Genomic DNA, 17666 nt, shown 5'->3' with positions numbered 1-17666 from the left:
TTTCTCAGAAGTGACCGTCCAGGCGGTCACCGAACTCGATAATAAAGCGGCTCATTGCCATGCGCCAGTCCCTCAAAGGCATTGTCCATTTCTGTGAGGCCGCCTGTATCGCCAGCCACACCACCTTTTTCACTGCGTCGTCAGTCGGGAACACCTTGCGCTTTTTGATGGCATGCCGGATCACGCTGTTTAACGACTCGATGGCGTTGGTCGTGTAGATCACCTTGCGGATGTCCGTTGGGTAGGCAAAGAACGTGGCCAGATTGGCCCAGTTTGCCTGCCAGCTTCGACTTATTTGCGGGTAGCGGATGTCCCAGGCACTGGAGAACGCTTCCAGCGCCTGCAAGCCGGCTTCTTCCGTAGGGGCCTGATAGATAGCTTTCAGGTCGCGGGTGACGGCCTTGTAGTCCTTCCAGGAGACGAACCGCAGGCTGTTGTGCACCATATGTACGATACACAGCTGGAGCCGCGCCTCCGGATACACCGCGTTAATAGCGTCAGGGAAACCTTTCAGCCCGTCTACGCAGGCGATAAGGATATCGTTCAGGCCGCGGTTTTTCAGCTCTGTCAGCACGTTCAGCCAGAACTTTGCGCCTTCATTTTCGGCCAGCCACATACCTAGCAACTCTTTCTGGCCTTCGATGTTGATGCCCAGCGCCAGGAACACAGATTTGTTGATGATGCGGCTGTCCTGCCGGACTTTTAGAACGATACAGTCAAGATAAACAATGGGATAGACTGCATCCAGAGGCCGGTTTTGCCATTCGACAACCTGCTCCATGACCGCATCGGTGACCTTTGAGACCAGCGCCGGCGAGACATCGGCGTCATACAGCTCTTTGAACGCGGCGGCGATCTCGCGGGTGGTCATCCCTTTGGCGTACAACGATAAAATCTGGTTATCCATCCCGGTAATCCGGGTCTGGTTCTTCTTCACCAGTTGCGGTTCAAAGGAACCGTCACGATCGCGCGGAGTACGCAGCGCCAGCGGGCCATCGCCAGTGGTAACGGTTTTTGTGGAATAGCCGTTGCGGGCGTTGGTCCCCGGTTTAGGCTGATTTTTATCGTAGCCGAGGTGATGGGTCATTTCGGCATTGAGAGCTGCTTCGACGCTAATTTTTTTCAGCAGCCGATCGAAGTGACTGAGATCTTCAGGGGTTTTGAGATTTTTGGCCAGTTCGTTAGCCAGAGCCTGCAACTGTTTTTCGTCCATAAATTAACCTGTTTTTGATGTTGGATTGAACATATCAAAATCAGGCAAATACACAAATTTCTAAACAGGCTCTTTTCATCATAGTCCAGCTTGCCTAATGCATCGCGGCTATTGATTATTTTTAAAGCATCACAGACGTCCTGAGCAACAAACCATGGTTCGCCATTTTTTAGTAGGATACGGACTGGATGATTTTCAAATGTGAAAGGGCTTATAGCTAATGCGGTCATGATGACCTCCAACAGTATGATAGTAGTTCAACTACCACTTCAGAGGCTAATCTTGGGTGGTAGCCCAGACAGGGTTAGCCTTACCAGCTCATACCACCTGGCGAACCTTTCGGTTCCCCTCCCTGAGCCACCATTGACATGTGGCTTGGCTGGGGCCAATAAAAAATACGCTCGCGGCGTGTTCATTGGCGCGGTATGAGAATTGGCAGGAGGCTAATCCCGGCACCTGAATTTGCAGATGCAAGGCGACTATAGCGCATGGGATTTCCTTCGTCAAATATGGGGAGTTGGGCGGTCAAATTTTGGCGATTCTGGCGTAGTCGGCAAGTCGAAATGAGCGGTAAGTTATTGATAAAAATGTCGTGTATTGTCGTGCTTTGTTGTGTTTTGTCGCCTATTTTTTGAGCTAAAAAATAAATCAACGCATTGATATTTATGGTTTTTATCATGGTTTATCCCGCTGAATATCATGCAGCCGGATAAAGGCTACCTGCTCCGGCGTCAGGCCGGACATCTGTAGTTCGATAGTGGCCTCGGTCCTCGGCAACAGCGAGGCCGGCACGGAAATCGGTTGGCTAAGCGCATCGGCGGTCAATGGCTTACCCGTGGCCGCATCCACCTGTCCCCAATCCACAATCCCGCGCGCGAGCCGCTGGCTTCCGCCTCTACCTGACTGATTGAGACCCGCAATTTGCCCGCCTCGCTTTGCACGTCCGCCGCGGTTTTTGCCGCAGGGTACAGGTAGATACCGCGGGTCGACTGCTGATTTTGCTCGTTTTGCGCCACCAGCGCTGCGGCCTAATTGGTAAGCGTTTGCAAACGCTGGTTCAAATGCCCCACTTCGCTGTGCAGTTTGGGCACCTGTTGGGCCTCTTCCCGGCTGGCGCAGCCGGTAAGCAACAGCAGGGCGGCAACGGCATAACTAGCGCGATAACTGATTGTCATAGCGGCAATTTCCTTTTTTCAACGGTTGCGTTCAGTTTAGCCGTTAAGCGGCGGAAAGTCATGAGGTGCGCCGCGTTCTCTCGTCAATAGCGATAACTCTGCGGCGCCGGTTCCGCTTTAAGTACTGTTGCTTTGTCCTCGGCGGAGTTCGCGCTAAACTACCCTATCCCTAATCAGCTGGCCAGGAAGCGCTATGCATTGTCCGTTTTGTTCTGCAGTCGATACCAAAGTGATAGATTCCCGTCTGGTGGGGGAAGGAACCCAGGTGCGCCGCCGCCGGCAGTGCGTCATCTGTAATGAACGCTTCACGACATTTGAAGTGGCGGAACTTGTGCTGCCTCGAGTCATCAAAAGCAATGATGTGCGCGAACCCTTTAACGAAGAAAAGCTGCGCAGCGGTTTTTTGAAAGCGCTGGAAAAGCGGCCGGTCAAGTCCGACGATGTCGAAATGGCCATCAACCACATCATCCCAGCTGCGCGCCACCGACGAGCGCGAAGTGCCGAGCAAAATGATCGGCAATCTCGTGATGGACGCGCTGAAAAAACTGGATAAGGTCGCCTATATCCGCTTTGCCTCGGTTTATCGCAGCTTCGAGGATATCCGCGAGTTTGGCGAAGAGATCGCCCGACTGCAGGACTAGCGTCACCCTTAAGGACCCTCCTATGGAGCATGATGAGGTTTTTCTCGCGCGCGCATTTGAACTGGCGCGCCGCGGACGCTTTACTACCGCGCCCAATCCTAACGTGGGCTGCGTTATCGTCCGCGATGGACGCATTGTGGGCGAAGGTTATCACCAGCGCGCCGGCGAGCCGCATGCCGAAGTGTATGCGCTGCGCACGGCGGGAGAGGCGGCGCGCGGCGCCACCGCCTATGTCACCCTTGAACCCTGCAGCCACCACGGCCGCACGCCCCCCTGCGCCGACGCGCTGATAGACGTCGGCGTGGCGCGGGTGGTGGCCGCGATGCCCGATCCCAACCCGCAGGTCGCGGGCCGCGGCTTCTACCGGCTCCAGCAGGCGGGCATTAATGTCCGCCACGGCTTGATGTTGCCCGAGGCGGAAGCGGTAAACCCGGGCTTTCTCAAACGCATGCGCACCGGTTTTCCCTGGGTCAGGCTCAAGCTCGCGGCATCGCTCGATGGCCGCACCGCCATGGCTTCCGGGGAGAGCCAGTGGATTACCTCCCCCGAGGCGCGGCGGGATGTTCAGCGCTGGCGTGCCGAAAGCGACGCTATTCTTTCCACCGCCGCCACGGTGCTGGCGGACGATCCCGCCCTGACGGTGCGCTGGCCGTCGCTGCCGGAGGATGTTCAGGCTCACTATCCCCAAGATCGGTTGCGTCAGCCGGTGCGAGTGATCATCGACAGCGCCAACCGCGTGACGCCCGCTCATCGGGTCGCACATGAGGAAGGGCGAACCTGGCTGGCACGCCTTGCGCCGGACGGTCTGTCGTGGCCGGCGTCCGTCGAGCAGCTTCAACTGCCGGCGCGCGAAGGGCCGGATGGCGCGCAGCTTGATTTGGTGGTGTTGATGATGCAACTGGGCCACCGTCAGATCAACAGCCTGTGGGTTGAGGCGGGCGCCGGTCTGTCCGACGCGCTGCTGAGCATCGGATTGGTGGATGAATTGATATTGTACCAGGCGCCGAAATTGCTCGGCGCCGACGCCCGCCCTCTGTGTCTGCTGCCGGGACTGCAACAACTTAACGCGGCGCCGGGGTTTACGCTGCTTGACGTCCGGCAGGTGGGGCCGGATATCCGCCTGCGTTTGAAACCCGGCGAGGGTGTTTAATTGGCCCGCGCAGCGGACAAAGTATTATGTTAGAATCCGCTCCCTCGCGAGACGATTCAGCTATTTGCCATTTTGTAAGGATAACCATGAACGTTATTGAAGGTGTTGTTGCAGCTCCCAATGCGCGCGTCGCTATCGCTATTGCGCGCTTTAACCACTTCATCAATGACAGCCTGCTTGATGGCGCCGTCGACGCCCTGAAACGCATCGGCCAGGTCAAAGACGAAAATATCACCGTGGTCTGGGTGCCGGGCGCTTACGAATTACCGCTGGCGGTCAGCGCGTTGGCCGATAGCAAAAACTATGATGCCGTCGTGGCGCTGGGCACGGTTATCCGTGGCGGCACCGCGCATTTTGAATTCGTCGCCGGCGAATGCAGCGCCGGGCTGTCCGCGGTCGCCGCGCGCACCGCGCTGCCGGTGGCGTTCGGAGTGCTGACCACCGAAAGTATCGAACAGGCCATCGAACGCGCCGGCACCAAGGCCGGCAATAAGGGCGCGGAAGCCGCACTGACCGCGCTGGAAATGATCAACGTATTGCAAGCCATCAAAGCGTAAGTAAAGGAAAGGGGAATTTTGTGAAACCAGCCGCTCGTCGCCGTGCTCGTGAATGTGCCGTCCAGGCGCTTTACTCATGGCAATTATCACATAACGACATCGCCGATATCGAAGTCCAGTTTCTGGCGGAGCAGGACACGTCGGATGTGGATGTCGCTTATTTCCGTGAGCTGTATGCCGGCGCGGCGACGAATGCCCAGGAGCTGGATAAGCTGATGGCGCCCTATCTTTCACGTCAGCTGGAGGAGCTCGGTCACGTGGAGCGCGCCGTGTTGCGCATTGCGCTGTTTGAACTGAACAAGCGCCAGGATGTGCCTTACAAGGTCGCCATCAACGAAGCTATCGAGCTGGCCAAAACCTTTGGCGCAGAAGAGAGTCATAAGTTTATTAATGGTGTGCTGGACAAGGTGGCCCCAGAGATTCGTCCCAACAGAAAATAGCGGGGCGGGGCCGGCGTCGCCGGTCCCACCGTTACGCCGCGCCAGCACCAACACAAATTTGGACAGAGTATGGCATGTGGTGAGTTTGACCTCATTGACCGCTATTTTAACCGGATGCGCAGCACGCGCCGGGATGTGGTGGTGGGCATCGGCGATGACTGTGCGCTGCTGTCGGTAGCTGAAAAAAAATGGATTGCCGTCAGTACGGATACGCTGGTGGCGGGCACGCATTTTCTGCCGGACATCAGCCCTTCTGATTTGGGCTATAAGTCGCTGGTGGTCAACCTCAGCGACCTGGCCGCCATGGGCGCCGATCCGGCCTGGCTGTCGCTGGCGCTGACCTTGCCCTCGGTAGACGAGGGTTGGCTGGCTGCCTTCAGCGATAGCCTGTTCCAGCAGTTGGATTACTACGATATGCAGCTCATTGGCGGCGATACCACCCGCGGTCCGTTAAGCCTGACGCTGATCATCCAGGGTTTAGTTCCCTCCGGCCGCGCGCTGACCCGCGACGGCGCCCGAATAGGCGACTGGATCTATGTCACCGGCACGCTGGGGGATAGCGCTGCCGGCCTGGCGATACTGCAAAATCGCCTGCAGGTAAAGGATGCGGAGGATAGGCAATATTTGCTGGCCCGCCATTTGCGCCCGCAGCCGCGCATTCTACAGGGCCAGGCGTTGCGCGACCTCGCCAGCGCCGCCATTGATATCTCCGACGGTATTATCACGGATTTGCGCCACATTCTTGCCCGTAGCGACTGCGGGGCCCGCATTAACCTCGACGATGTTCCCACTTCTGCGGCGCTGCGGCGCCACGCCACGCCCGATCAGGCGCTGCGCTGGGCGCTCGGCGGCGGTGAAGATTACGAACTGTGCTTTACGGTGCCCGAAATTAATCGCGGCGCGCTGGATGTCGCGCTGGGCCATACCGGCGCGCCGTTTACCTGCATCGGCCAGATCGGTCCGCGCAGCGAAGGGATACAATTTATGCGCCATCACCAGCCGGTAGAGTATGACTGGCACGGGTATGACCATTTCAAAACGGACGATAGTGAATGACGATGGATATGCTGGCCGCCAAGCGGCGGATTAACCTTTCCAACCCCTGGCATTTGCTGGCAACGGGCTTCGGCAGCGGCATGTTCCCCTGGATGCCCGGCACCGTGGGCTCGCTGGCAGCGATTCCGTTTTGGTGCCTGCTGGTGCTGCTGCCGTGGCAGCTGTATTCGCTAGCGGTTATGTTCAGTCTTTGCCTGGGCGTCTACTTTTGCCATCAGACGGCGCGGGATATGGGGGTCCACGACCACGGCTGCATCGTTTGGGATGAATTCGTCGGCATGTGGATTACCCTGATGGCCTTACCGGTAAACGATTGGCGGTGGGTGCTGGCGGGCTTTTTACTGTTCCGACTGCTGGATATCTGGAAACCCTGGCCGATTCGCTGGTTCGATCGCAAGGTACATGGCGGCATGGGCATCATTATCGACGATGTGGTGGCCGGGATCATCGCCGCCGGCGTCCTTTACTGGGTCGGGCATCACTGGCCGCTGTTTTAGGGCGTTTCCCCTGTGCCGGCGGCGGGAGGAAACGCCGGCTACCCTAGCGAAAGCCCACCACATGGTGCGGTAAGTAAGCAGTCTCCAGCTCGGCTATCTCTTCGCCGTCCAGCTTGACCTCCGTGGCCTGCAGCAGCTCGGCAAGCTGCGCCGGGCGCGACGCGCCAACGATGGGTGCCGTCACCGCCGGCTTGCTGAGCATCCACGCCAGCGCCACCTGCGCGCGCGAGACGCCGTGGACCTTGGCAATCACGCCGACCCGTTCGGCGATACGGGCATCATTATCCTCGCTGTGTCCATACAGCGTTTTGCCAAATTCGTCAGACACCAGCCGGGCGGTGGTTTCGCCCCAGGGCCGGGTAAGCCTGCCACGCGCCAGCGGGCTCCACGGCAATACGGCAATGTTTTCCGCCAGGCACAACGGGTGCATTTCCCGCTCTTCTTCCCGTTGAATCAAATTGTACTGATCCTGCATGCTGACAAACCGCGTCCAACCGTGCAAATCGGCGGTATAGCGCGCGGGCGAATTGCCATGCGTACATCGAGGAGGCGCCGATAAAGCGCGCCTTACCGGATTGCACGACATCATGCAATGCCTCCAGCGTCTCCTCCAGCGGGGTGTCATAGTCCCAGCGGTGGATCTGCAGTAAATCGACATAGTCCATGCCCAAGCGCGTCAGGCTATCATCGATCGACTGCAGGATATTGGCGCGGGACAAGCCGCCAGAGAGGCCGGCGGTCGGAAAAAATACCTTGGTCGCCACCACCACGTCTTCGCGGCGGGCGTAGGTTTTCAGCGCCCGGCCGACGATCTCTTCGCTGCTGCCGTCGGAATAGCTATTGGCCGTATCGAAAAAATTGATGCCGCCCTCCAGCGCCTGCTGGATGAGCGGCCGCGAGCTTTCTTCCGGCAAGGTCCAGGCATGGCGTCCGCGCTCGGGTTCGCCAAACGTCATACAGCCAAGACACAGGCGGGACACGCGCAGGCCGGTCTGGCCGAGGGTGGTATATTCCATAATCATCTCCAGATGAAAAGCGCCGTAGAGGGAAATAATAAGTATAGGCGCCGGCGCCGGCGACGCGGGCAACCGATAACGGCTTTACGTGACTAACGGCACAAATGGCGCAAAAGCGGATTAAAAGCGGCGCGGGCGATACCGCCGGCCTGTGCGAAATAAAACCGGGGCAGGGGACAGCGCCGGCTGGCGGGGGCGTAGAGGTGTCATGGGCGCTCAGCGCCGGGAGACTCAGCTCAGGCGTCTACGCCGGAAAACTGACGCCAGCGCGGGGCGGGGCGGGAGGCTTCCGGTAACGGAGTCCGCACCGCGCCGCGGGCTTAGGCCAGCCAGTTCTCGATTTGCCGGCGGATCCCAGCGCCGTCGAGGCCCAGATCGGCGCGGATCTCCTCTTGGCCCCCCTGGGGGATGAAATGGTCCGGCAGGCCGATGTTCAATACCGTCACCTGCAGCCGCTGGTGCATGACGAATTCGTTCACGCCGCTGCCGGCACCGCCCATGATGGCGTTCTCCTCAACCGTCACCAGCGCCTGATGACTGGCGGCCAGCTCCTTTATGAGCGCGCCGTCGAGCGGTTTGACGAAGCGCATGTCCACAAGCGTCGCGTTCAGCGCCTTTGCCGCCTCCTCGGCCTCGGGCAACAAGGTACCGAAGTTGAGAATCGCCACGCCGACCCCCTCGTGGCGCACAACCCCTTTCCCCAGCGGCAATTCATACAGCTCGCTGAGCGGGGCGCCGGTGCCGTTACCGCGCGGATAGCGCACCGCGCTCGGCCCAGCCCGATAGTGATATCCCGTGTGCAGCATCAAACGGCACTCGTTTTCGTCGCTGGGCGTCATGATGACCATGTTGGGAATACAGCGCAGATAAGAGAGATCGAACGCGCCCTGGTGGGTCTGGCCGTCGGCGCCCACGACACCGCCGCGATCGATGGCGAACAGCACCGGCAGATTCTGAATCGCCACATCGTGGATCACCTGATCGTAGGCACGCTGCAAAAAGGTGGAGTAGATAGCGACCACAGGGTGATAACCGCCGATGGCCAGACCCGCGGCGAAGGTGACCGCATGCTGCTCGGCGATGGCGACATCAAAATACTGGCGCGGATATTGGCGTGAAAAGGCAACCATGCCGGAGCCTTCGCGCATGGCGGGAGTAATCGCCATTAACTTATCGTCGCCGGCGGCGGTGGCGCACAGCCAATCGCCGAAAATGGCCGAGTAGGAGGGGCATCCGCCGCCGCTTTTCGACAGGGTGCCGATTTGAGGATCGAATTTCGGCACTGCATGCCAGCTAATGGGGTCTTTCTCCGCCGGCGCATAGCCGCGGCCTTTTTTAGTCATGATATGCAGCAGCTGTGGCCCTTTCTTGGCGCGCATATTTTTTAGCGTCTGCACCAGACCCTGCACATCATGGCCGTCCACCGGGCCGATATAGTTAAATCCCAGCTCCTCGAACAGCGTGCCGGGCACCACCATGCCCTTAATGTGCTCTTCGGTGCGCTTCACCAGCTCCTTGATGGGCGGAATACCGGACAGCACCTTTTTGCCGCCCTCGCGCAGGGTAGAGTAAAGCTTGCCGGACAGGATCTGCGCCAGATGGTTATTGAGCGCCCCAACGTTTTCCGAAATGGACATCTCATTGTCGTTAAGCACCACCAGCAAATCGGATTTGACATCGCCGGCGTGATTCATGGCCTCGAACGCCATACCGGCGGTGATGGCGCCATCGCCGATAACGCAGACCGTGCGGCGGCCCAATCCCTCATGCTCCGCGGCCACCGCCATGCCGAGCCCGGCGCTAATGGAGGTGGAGGAGTGGCCTACCGAAAGCTGGTCATATTCGCTTTCGCCACGCCACGGAAACGGATGCAGGCCGTTGCGCTGGCGGATGGTGGCGATGCGATCCCGACGTCCGGTCAGGATTTTGTGCGGATAGGCCTGATGGCCGACATCCCAAATCAGCCGATCGAACGGCGTATTGTAGACGTAATGCAGCGCCACCGTCAGTTCCACCGTCCCCAGCCCCGAGGCGAAATGGCCGCTTGAGCGGCTGACGCTGTCGAGCAAAAATTGCCGCAGCTCATCGCACAGCGCCACCAGACACTCTTTGGGTAACTGGCGCAGCTCCATAGGATTATCGGCCAGGACCAGCGTCGGGTATTTCTTTGTATCAAGGCTCATGGGGTACTCATATCTGAGGTGTAAAAAACCACATCACTTATTTGTCACGTTCAATAATATAGCGCGCCAGCGCCACCAGCGTGGCGGTATCATAACCGAGTGCGGCGACACATTCTAAGGATGCTAGCGATTCGTGATACAGATCCTGAGCCTTGGCCCGCGCCATGTCCAGTCCCAGCAGGGCCGGATAGGTACTTTTGCCTAATTCCTGGTCCGCTCCCTGCCGCTTGCCGGTGGTTTGGCTGTCGCCCACGACATCAAGAATATCGTCTTGTACCTGGAAAGCCAGGCCGATGGCGGCAGCGAAACGATCGAGATAGCCCAGCGCCGGGCCGCCGCGTTCGCCGGCCGCCAGCGCGCCCATCCGCACCGCGGCGCGGATAAGGGCGCCGGTCTTGTGCCGGTGAATCGTCTCCAGACGTGCGGCGGATACCTGCTGACCCTCCGCCGCCAAATCGAGCGCCTGCCCGAGGCACATGCCGTCGGCGCCGCTGGCGGCGGCCAGGGTCGAGATCATTTGCAGCCTATCCTGTGCGCTGACCTCAGGTATTTCCGCATCGGCCAGGATGCTGAAAGCCAGCGTTTGCAGCGCATCACCGGCCAGAATGGCGGTAGTTTCACCGAATTTGACGTGGCAGGTTGGCAAACCGCGGCGCTGCGCATCGTTATCCATCGCCGGCAGATCGTCATGAATCAGCGAATAGGCATGGATACACTCAATCGCGCTCGCCGGCGCGTCAAGGCTTGCGGGCGTGAGTCCGAATAGCCGGCCGGTCTGATAAACCAAAAAGGGCCGCAGCCGTTTGCCCCCCAGCAGAGCGCCGTGGCGCATGGCCTGGACAAGCGGCGCCTGCTGGCGGGTAAGGGTGTGCAGATAGTGTTCCAACGCCGCATCCACCTGCTGGCGGCTATCTTCTAACGTGCGGGCGAAATCGATCATAGCGCATCATTTTCCGGCGCAAAGGGAATAAGCTGTGCGTCTGGCGTGTCATTTAACAAGATTTGCACCCGCTGTTCCGCCTGTTGCAGCGTTTTCTGACCTTGGCGCGCCAGCTGCACGCCCTGCTCGAATTCGTTAAGCGCCTGCTCCAGCGGCAATTTCCCGGATTCGAGGCGGGTGACTATCTGCTCCAGCTCTTTTAGGGCAGTTTCAAAACTGACGGGTTGTTCAGTTTTTTTTGGCATGATCTGTATCCTACCGGTCAATAGCGAAGGCGCGGGTGGCGGCCCACGTTAGCCCAGAGTGCGGTGATAAGCAAATTGCGCCTTAATCCCACGGCATAAAGTGGTATACTCCGCGCCGCAGGGCCGAGAGGTCGACGCCAGGGCTAACGTGGGCCAATGCCCCATTATATAACGTGTTGCGACGCGTGACTCTTTAATGATCAAATAACGACTATCGCCATGAAGTTTATCATCAAACTGTTTCCGGAAATCACGATAAAAAGTCAATCCGTGCGGTTGCGCTTTATTAAAATTCTTACCAGCAATATCCGCAATATTCTCAAAGAGTGCGATGAGTCGGTGGCGGTGGTACGCCATTGGGATCATATCGAGGTGCGCACCGGCAATGAACTCCGTCGTCCTCAGGTGGCCGATGCGTTGACCCGCATTCCCGGGATCCATCACATTCTGGCGGTGGAGGAGCGTCCCTGGCAGGATATGCACGATATTTACCTGCAAACGCTGGCGATGTATCGCGACCATCTGGTGGGCAAAAGCTTTTGCGTGCGGGTAAAACGCCGCGGCACGCACGATTTCACGTCGCAGGATGTCGAGCGCTACGTCGGCGGTGGTTTGAACCAGAATGTGGAAAATACCCGCGTTAAACTGACCCATCCGGACGAAACGGTACTGCTGGAAATCGATAACGACCGACTACTGCTGATAACCGAACGCCTCGAAGGCCTTGGCGGCTTCCCTATCAGTACCCAGGAGGATGTGCTGTCGCTGATTTCCGGTGGCTTCGATTCCGGCGTTTCCAGTTACATGCTGATGCGCCGCGGCTGTAGGGTGAATTACTGCTTTTTTAATCTTGGCGGCGCAGCGCATGAGATCGGCGTCCGTCAGGTGGCGTATCATTTGTGGCGCCGTTATGGTCTGTCGCATAAAGTCCGCTTTGTGTCCCTTGATTTCGAGCCGGTAGTGAATGAGATTCTGGCAAAGGTGGACGATGGCCAGATGGGCGTAGTGCTAAAACGTATGATGGTGCGCGCGGCGTCGGCCATGGCCGAGCGCTACGGGATCCAGGCGCTGGTGACCGGCGAGGCGCTGGGGCAGGTCTCCAGCCAGACGCTGACCAATTTGCGTTTGATTGATAATGCTTCGGATACGCTTATCCTGCGTCCGCTCATCTCCCATGACAAAGAGCATATCATCACGCTGGCGCGCCAGATAGGCACGGAAGAATTCGCGAAAACCATGCCGGAATATTGCGGGGTGATTTCCAAAAGCCCGACCGTGCGGGCGGTGAAAAGCCGCATCGAGCAGGAAGAGGGGCAATTCGATTTCGCCGTGCTGGACGCGGCGGTGGCGCAGGCGCAGGTGCTGGATATCCACGAGATTGACGCCGCCGCGGCCGCCGCGCCGATAACCGAAGTGGAAACGACCGCCGAATTGGGCAGTGGCGATGTCGTGCTGGATATCCGCTCGCAGGATGAACAGGAAGGCCGCCCGCTGTCGCTGGACAATGTGGCAGTGCAGACGTTGCCGTTTTACAAACTGGGCAGCCAATTTGGCGATCTGGATCAGAGTAAATATTACTTGCTTTACTGCGATCGCGGGGTGATGAGCCGCTTGCAGGCGCTCTATTTGCGCGAGCAGGGTTTTCATAATGTGAAGGTTTACCGCCCGTAAAGCCTCACGGGCGCGGTGAGCAGACCGTGCCCGCCTTCATGCCGCTATCTGGAGCGCGCTTTTCGTTCAACGCCACGGCGACCGCTCACCCTGATCCGCACTCTTGGCCCGCGCTGAACCGCAGCTGCGGCTCAATCTGGCCCGTTGCTAATCCTGGTAGCTGTCAATGCCCTGCGGCAGCACCAGCTGCGCCGCTACCTCGGCCGCGCGCGGCCGGCCGGCGAGTAACTCAATGATTTTGAGAGCGAAATCCATAGCCGTCCCCGGCCCTTGGCTGGTGAGGGGCCGATAACGCGCATCATAGACCACCCGCTGATCCACCCAGCGTTCGGCGGGGATGCGGTCTTTAAGCGCCGGAAAACCGGTCATATTAGCCTGGCTGAACAGCTGATGGTACTGCAACACCAATGCCGGCGCAGATCGCCGCCACCAATTTACCATCGAGATGCATACGGCGCACGCACGCCACCAGCAACGGACTGCGTTGAAAGCACTCGGCGCCCTGCATACCGCCGGGCAGTACCATGGCGTCATAGGGCTCGTCCGCCAGCGGCGCGTCGGCCAGCAGACGTACGCCGCGCGATCCGGCGATGGTCAGCCCGCCATCGCCGTTGACGCTGGCCGCGCGCACCTGGAAACCGGCGCGCACCAGCAGATCGAAGGTGGTGACGGCTTCGGTTTCTTCACTACCATCTGCCAGACAGAGAAGAATCGTTTTGTCCATAGCTTTCCTCCTTGCGTTTCACCAAATCAAACAGTCGCTGGTTCTCCGGCCCGCTCAGCCCGTGCGCGCCGTAGAATATGGCCGTTGATATAATCAATTTCCGAATGCCGCTGCGCCCGGACATCCTGCAACATGGAGGAGACATTATCGGCGGTGCTGCGGATGACCTGGCCAACATAGAACAGCAGGCTTTCGTAATGGGTATGGTAGCCCTCGCGGTCCATCACCATCGCCACCTCGCGGCAAATGGCCTCGATTTCCGCCGCATAGCGCACCAGCTCGCCGTTGTGGCAATCGTGGATCGCGGTCAGGGGATTAATCACACAGTTGGCGGCAAGTTTGACCCAACTGGAGGCGGTAATATTGTTGTGCCAGGCGACCTCAGGCAGGGCGTGGTGCAGCACTTCGGCAATGGCGCTGGCCTGTTGCGCCTGGCTATTACCGGGCCCGATGCGGGTCGTGCCGGCATAAACATGGTGAATTTTGGCCTCTTCTCGGTGGGCGGCATAGGTAGTGGTGCCCATGATCAGTGGCTGGACCAGGGTGGGTCATTCTTCACGGGTGCCGAGCCCGTTATGCAGCAGCAAGATGGCGCAATCGGCCCGCAACTGCGGCAACAGCGCCCGCACCGCCCCCGACACCTGCCAGGCTTTCAGCGTGACCAGCAGCAGATCGCTTTTAGCCAAATGCTCGGCGTTATTGGCGGGCAGTTGCAAACGGCTTTCCCGCCCTTGCGGGCTGATAACGTCCACGGCGCAAACCGATTGCGGCACCCGTAGCCATCCCTGGACGCTATGTCCCTGGCGGCTGAGCGCCGCCAGCCATAGCTGCCCCAATGCGCCACAACCCAGAACGGTAATTTTCATTTTCCTTACCCTGTAGCGAAATGATAGGGCTCCGGCCGCACATCACCCTGGAGCCATAAGTATAGACTTTTCTGCTGTGCCACAGATTTTCCCGGCGCGCCAGCGCGTAACGTGCCGCGGGGATCCCGTCTTTTATCTCTTTGCCCTTGAAGGTATGATATGGGCAAATTTTGCCTTGCCGGAGCCACAGTATGCCCTCATTTGATATCGTGTCAGAAATTGATATGCAAGAAGTTCGTAATGCGGTGGAAAACGCCAATCGCGAACTGAGCACCCGCTGGGACTTTCGCAATGTCCTGGCCAGCTTTGAGTTGAATGAAAAAAATCAGACCATCAAGGCCGCCAGCGAATCGGATTTTCAGGTGGAACAACTGATCGAAATCCTGCGCGAAAAACTGGTCAAGCGCGGCATTGAAGGCGGCGCTATCGAATTGCCGGACGAACTGGAGCACAGCGGGAAAACCTACAGCGTCGATGCGAAGCTCAAACAGGGGATCGAAACCGGCTTGGCCAAGAAAATCGTTAAACTCATTAAAGACAGCAAGCTGAAAGTGCAGGCGCAGATCCAGGGCGAGCAGGTCCGCGTCACCGGCAAGGCCCGCGACGACCTGCAGCAGGTTATCGCGCTGGTCAAAGGCGGGGAGCTGGGTCAACCCTTCCAATTCACCAACTTCCGCGATTAATGCCCCGCCGGCGCCGATCGTTGTGCTGTTCCCGCGCCGTAAGCTTTCGCTAGCCGCTGCCGTTTCCCGGCGCGGCGAGGCGTGAGGGCGCTTGCCGTTTTAACGAGCTGCGGCCTTTGACGATGCTGCCGTCAAGACCACGGGTGAGGGCCGCACAACGGGCGGCTTGCGACTGCGGCGCTTGATTGGGCGGCGACGCCGGCGTTAGACCGCCACCGCCTTTTCCAGCGCCGCGCGGTTGATTTGTTTGGTATCCACCTTGATGTAGGCGCTGCGCTCTTCGGGCACCACCACCACTTCGGTTACGCCAGGCTGCGCCTGTAGACGCTGCGCCAGTTGATTATCGGCCGCCGCGCGACCGGGCAGGGCAATGCGCAGACTGCTGACGTAGGGCGGTTCACGCAGCGTCGCGCTCACCCCCCACGAGGCCAACGCTATTACCGCCCCCGCCAGAAACACCAGCCACGCCCCCTGAAGCTGAAACAGAAAACCGCCGAGCGTGCCGCCGAATGCAACGCCGAGAAACTGGCTGGTGGAGTACACGCCCATAGCGGTCCCTTTATAGCCGGCCGGTGACTCTTTGCTAATCAACGAAGGTAAGAGGGCCTCCATAACGTTGAATGCCAGAAAGAACAGTTGGATGCTGGCGAACATTACCCACAGATGGTTGCCCGCCGCGAGCAATACCAGCTCGGCAAACAGCAGCAGCGTCACGCAACCCAGAAAGACGCGCTTCATATGGCGCTTAACTTCGGCGTAAATGATCGCCGGCACCACCGCGGCAAACGAAACCAGCATGGTGATCAGATACACTTTCCATTGTTCGCTAAGCAAAAAGCCGGCGCCGGCCATCATGGGCGGCAAGGCGACGAAGCTCGACATCAGCATGGCGTGCAGGCAAAAAATACCCATATTGAGTTTTAGCAATTGTGGATTGGCCAGGACTTTGCCGACGCTGCCGCGCACGATGCCCGACTCGCGGTTGAGCGTATGGTCGCCGGCGGTGGGCACCACCAATAGGGTAAGCACGACGCCGGCCAGCGCCAGCGCCAGCGCGGTGATGCCCCAGAACAGGCCGTTTAGTCCGATGGCGTGGGTGACGATCGGGCCCACCACCATGGCGATGGCAAAGGTCACGCCAAAGCTAACGCCGATAAACGCCATCGCTTTGGTGCGGTTTTGTTCGCGGGTCAAATCCGACAGCAGCGCCATTACCGCGGCGGCAATTGCACCGGATCCCTGCAACGCGCGGCCGAGTATCACCCCCCAAATGTTGTCGGTCAGCACGGCAATGGCGCTGCCGAGAGCGAAGACCAGCAAGCCGCCGACGATAAGCGATTCGCTGGCCCCCTGCAAGGCCATGCCGTAGGTGGTCAATACCGGCAATACCATGAACATGCCCAGCATGCGCAGTGAAAATACCGTACCCAGGCCCCAGGTGGCCCGCAGCTCCATGCCGGTCATTTTTGTGTCGTTCATCACTACCTCGAAATATCTTACCGGGCCATTGTAATGCCTTAACGCATGACGGGAAATGGAATGATATTTAACAGATGTTAACGTCATACGCCTTTGTCCGGCGGGCGTGGCGATAGTCGGAGCGCGGCGCCGTCGCAGCTCCGGCGGCCATGGCTGACAATGAGGTGAAAAGGACAGGAAGAGGGCAGGGCCTGCGCCCTGCCGGAAAGAGGGTAAGGCGGATGGCTACCAGACGTAGGCGAGCAGGCTGGTGGCGGAAGGCACCATAAAGTCCACCGACATCATCACGCTGAGCAAGGTGATAGCAACGATCGAAAAGATGAACAGCTTGCGCGCCCAGACTTTATCGTCATTTGCGGATTTATAGCCCTGTAGCGCCATGCCCAGCCACCAAACGCTGACCGAGGCGGCGACAATCAGGTATTTGTAGCCGGCATAACCGCTCAGCGTCAACATCAGCGTCGCCACCATAAAACCGATGATATACAGGGTAATATGGTGTTTAGTGACCGAAATGCCGCGTTTTACCGGCAACACCGGAATCGACGCCGCCTGATAATCCTTGAAACGGAAGATGGCGATGGCATAAGAGTGCGGCATTTGCCACAGGCTGAAGATCAGTAGCAAAATCAATGCGCCGGTGTCGAACCGGTCGCTGACGGCGCAGTAGCCAATCACCGGCGCCGCGGCGCCGGACAAGCTGCCGATAAGAGTACCGTAGACGGATTTGCGCTTCATATACAGGCTGTATACGCCGACATAGACGATAAAGCCCATTACCGCCAGCCACATGGCCAGCGGATTGGCCGCCAGATACAGCAGTGCAAAACCGACAATACCCAGCACCGTAGCGTAAACCAGACTGGCTTTCAGAGAAATCAACCCTCTCACCAAGACCCTGTTTTTGGTCCTTTCCATTTTCCGGTCGATGTCGCGATCGATATAGTTGTTAAATACGCAACCCGAGGCGACCACCAGCGATACACCGACCAGCGTGGCGAGAAACAGGGCATAGTCTATCTGGCCCTTTGCAGCCAGCAAAAAGCCCCCGATGACAGAAATTAGATTACCGAAAATAATTCCTGGTTTTGTTACTTGCAGGTATTGCTTAATCATTACCGTTGCGCTCT

The 17666-nt window shown here is 58.6% G+C and carries 16 protein-coding genes and 5 pseudogenes; 8 read left to right on the top strand and 13 right to left on the bottom strand.

Going from position 1 to position 17666, the window contains the following annotated elements; all coding sequences use genetic code 11:
* Window positions 1-4: 4 nt before the first annotated feature.
* The 5 genes and pseudogenes from SOPEG_RS21665 to SOPEG_RS31080 form a co-directional block, all read right to left on the bottom strand.
* Window positions 5-1213 (bottom strand): IS256-like element ISSoEn2 family transposase, encoded by a 1209-nt coding sequence (locus tag SOPEG_RS21665; protein ID WP_025246912.1) that lies wholly within the window; start codon window positions 1211-1213, stop codon window positions 5-7.
* The gene (locus SOPEG_RS30420) at window positions 1123-1443 is read right to left on the bottom strand and encodes a BRO-N domain-containing protein (RefSeq protein ID WP_148297164.1); all 321 of its coding nucleotides are present in this window, start codon (window positions 1441-1443) and stop codon (window positions 1123-1125) included. The genes SOPEG_RS21665 and SOPEG_RS30420 overlap by 91 nt, the downstream gene beginning before the upstream one ends.
* 182 nt (window positions 1444-1625) lie before the next feature.
* Window positions 1626-1892: a hypothetical protein gene (locus tag SOPEG_RS21660; protein WP_025246911.1), complete on the bottom strand. Its 267-nt coding sequence runs from the start codon at window positions 1890-1892 to the stop codon at window positions 1626-1628.
* Window positions 1889-2229 (bottom strand): annotated as a pseudogene (locus tag SOPEG_RS21655) (DUF3251 domain-containing protein). The gene SOPEG_RS21660 and the pseudogene SOPEG_RS21655 overlap by 4 nt, the downstream one beginning before the upstream one ends.
* Before the next feature lie 12 nt (window positions 2230-2241).
* The gene (locus tag SOPEG_RS31080) at window positions 2242-2388 is read right to left on the bottom strand and encodes a SadB/YajI family lipoprotein (RefSeq protein ID WP_417903428.1); all 147 of its coding nucleotides are present in this window, start codon (window positions 2386-2388) and stop codon (window positions 2242-2244) included.
* Between the two features lie 193 nt (window positions 2389-2581).
* Here SOPEG_RS31080 and nrdR point away from each other — a divergent pair.
* The 6 genes and pseudogenes from nrdR to pgpA all read left to right on the top strand — a co-directional run bounded on the left by nrdR (window position 2582) and on the right by pgpA (window position 6729).
* Window positions 2582-3029, top strand: a pseudogene (gene nrdR / locus SOPEG_RS21650) (transcriptional regulator NrdR).
* 22 nt (window positions 3030-3051) lie between these two features.
* Window positions 3052-4179, top strand: a complete 1128-nt coding sequence (ribD, locus tag SOPEG_RS21645) for a bifunctional diaminohydroxyphosphoribosylaminopyrimidine deaminase/5-amino-6-(5-phosphoribosylamino)uracil reductase RibD (protein WP_025246909.1) — start codon at window positions 3052-3054, stop codon at window positions 4177-4179.
* A gap of 86 nt (window positions 4180-4265) precedes the next feature.
* Window positions 4266-4736 (top strand): 6,7-dimethyl-8-ribityllumazine synthase, encoded by a 471-nt coding sequence (gene ribH, locus SOPEG_RS21640; protein WP_025246908.1) that lies wholly within the window; start codon window positions 4266-4268, stop codon window positions 4734-4736.
* Window positions 4737-4756: 20 nt separating this feature from the next.
* A complete protein-coding gene (gene nusB / locus SOPEG_RS21635; protein WP_025246907.1) occupies window positions 4757-5176 on the top strand; it encodes a transcription antitermination factor NusB in 420 nt (139 codons plus the stop codon).
* A gap of 69 nt (window positions 5177-5245) precedes the next feature.
* Window positions 5246-6232 carry a thiamine-phosphate kinase gene (thiL, locus tag SOPEG_RS21630; RefSeq protein ID WP_025246906.1) on the top strand — a complete coding sequence of 329 codons (987 nt, stop codon included), beginning with the start codon at window positions 5246-5248 and terminating at the stop codon, window positions 6230-6232.
* Window positions 6233-6240: 8 nt separating this feature from the next.
* Complete coding sequence (gene pgpA, locus SOPEG_RS21625; RefSeq protein ID WP_038470679.1) at window positions 6241-6729, top strand: phosphatidylglycerophosphatase A; 489 nt, start codon at window positions 6241-6243, stop codon at window positions 6727-6729.
* A 43-nt stretch (window positions 6730-6772) separates the two neighbouring features.
* Here the strand turns inward: pgpA and SOPEG_RS21620 are convergent.
* The 4 genes and pseudogenes from SOPEG_RS21620 to xseB form a co-directional block, all read right to left on the bottom strand.
* Window positions 6773-7745, bottom strand: a pseudogene (locus tag SOPEG_RS21620) (aldo/keto reductase).
* 320 nt (window positions 7746-8065) lie between these two features.
* Window positions 8066-9928, bottom strand: coding sequence for a 1-deoxy-D-xylulose-5-phosphate synthase (gene dxs / locus SOPEG_RS21610; RefSeq protein WP_025246903.1), 1863 nt, complete (start codon window positions 9926-9928; stop codon window positions 8066-8068).
* A gap of 37 nt (window positions 9929-9965) precedes the next feature.
* On the bottom strand, window positions 9966-10868 hold the full coding sequence (gene ispA / locus SOPEG_RS21605) for a (2E,6E)-farnesyl diphosphate synthase (protein ID WP_025246902.1): 903 nt from the start codon (window positions 10866-10868) through the stop codon (window positions 9966-9968).
* Complete coding sequence (gene xseB, locus SOPEG_RS21600; RefSeq protein ID WP_025246901.1) at window positions 10865-11113, bottom strand: exodeoxyribonuclease VII small subunit; 249 nt, start codon at window positions 11111-11113, stop codon at window positions 10865-10867. The genes ispA and xseB overlap by 4 nt, the downstream gene beginning before the upstream one ends.
* A gap of 219 nt (window positions 11114-11332) precedes the next feature.
* Here xseB and thiI point away from each other — a divergent pair, with 219 nt between their 5' ends.
* Window positions 11333-12784: a tRNA uracil 4-sulfurtransferase ThiI gene (gene thiI / locus SOPEG_RS21595; protein WP_025246900.1), complete on the top strand. Its 1452-nt coding sequence runs from the start codon at window positions 11333-11335 to the stop codon at window positions 12782-12784.
* Between the two features lie 147 nt (window positions 12785-12931).
* Here thiI and yajL read toward each other — a convergent pair.
* Together yajL and panE are read right to left on the bottom strand one after the other, a co-directional pair.
* Window positions 12932-13508 (bottom strand): annotated as a pseudogene (gene yajL, locus SOPEG_RS21590) (protein deglycase YajL).
* A pseudogene (gene panE / locus SOPEG_RS21585) lies at window positions 13471-14374 on the bottom strand (2-dehydropantoate 2-reductase). Before panE ends, yajL begins: the two co-directional pseudogenes overlap by 38 nt.
* A 191-nt stretch (window positions 14375-14565) precedes the next feature.
* Here panE and SOPEG_RS21580 point away from each other — a divergent pair.
* Window positions 14566-15057, top strand: a complete 492-nt coding sequence (locus SOPEG_RS21580) for a YajQ family cyclic di-GMP-binding protein (protein WP_025246899.1) — start codon at window positions 14566-14568, stop codon at window positions 15055-15057.
* 204 nt (window positions 15058-15261) lie between these two features.
* Here the strand turns inward: SOPEG_RS21580 and SOPEG_RS21575 are convergent, their stop codons facing one another.
* The gene (locus SOPEG_RS21575; protein WP_025246898.1) at window positions 15262-16536 is read right to left on the bottom strand and encodes an MFS transporter; all 1275 of its coding nucleotides are present in this window, start codon (window positions 16534-16536) and stop codon (window positions 15262-15264) included.
* Between the two features lie 225 nt (window positions 16537-16761).
* A complete protein-coding gene (gene cyoE / locus SOPEG_RS21570; protein WP_025246897.1) occupies window positions 16762-17652 on the bottom strand; it encodes a heme o synthase in 891 nt (296 codons plus the stop codon).
* Window positions 17653-17666: the final 14 nt, after the last annotated feature.

This window comes from Candidatus Sodalis pierantonius str. SOPE (assembly GCF_000517405.1).
Taxonomy (GTDB): domain Bacteria; phylum Pseudomonadota; class Gammaproteobacteria; order Enterobacterales; family Enterobacteriaceae; genus Sodalis_C; species Sodalis_C pierantonii.
Note: the sequence above shows the minus strand (reverse complement) of the source record. Positions and strands in the feature narration are given on the sequence as shown.